The organism is Cellulomonas sp. P2_B4 (genome assembly GCF_056404795.1).
This window is the reverse complement of sequence record NZ_JBFUDI010000055.1, coordinates 1-641: the sequence shown is the minus strand read 5'-3', so window position 1 is coordinate 641 and position 641 is coordinate 1. Positions and strand designations below refer to the sequence as shown.

Below are 641 nucleotides of genomic sequence, written 5' to 3'. Positions count from 1 at the left end.
CGGATTATGCGCGCAACGGCTGTTCGAGCCAGGCGATGACGATCTGGAACGCCGACGGCCAGCCAATCGCCCAGGGCATGCAGAGCGTCGCGATCTTCGCGTGATTTTTCCTCCCCGGCACGGGGAGGAATTAAAGCTGCGACAAATTGCGACACTTTCGCGCTTCGCTGACATAGCCGCGCGACACCCTTGAGCGAAAACCCCGATCATAGCCGGCGGGACCGGGCAATCACTCGAAGGAACAAGGTATGCGTAACTATCTTCTCGCCCTCGCTCTGGCGGGCACTGCCATCAGCGGTGCCGCGTTCGCGGGGCAGAATGGCGGCGCCATGCGCGCCGACGCCGGCAAAATGGACACCAACGGGGACGGCACCATCTCGCGCGCCGAATTCATGGCGCGATCGGATCAGCGCTTCGCCCGTCTCGACGCCAATGGCGATGGCGTGATCTCGGGCGACGAACTGCCCGGCCGCGGCCGGCTGGTGGCGGGCACCGACACGGACAAGGACGGCAAGATCACCAAAGCGGAATTTTCGGCCCAGGCCGCCGCGCGCTTCGCGAAGCTCGACGCCAATGGCGACGGCAAGATCTCGCCCGACGAAATGAAGGCGATGGGCGAGCGCCTGCGCGAAGGCCGGGGC

General features: G+C 65.4%; 1 protein-coding gene. It reads left to right on the top strand.

Annotation, left to right across the window (positions count from 1 at the left end):
* Positions 1-248: 248 nt before the first annotated feature.
* On the top strand, positions 249-641 hold a 393-nt coding region (locus AC1DZC_RS20055), incomplete at its 3' end, for an EF-hand domain-containing protein (protein WP_477044499.1).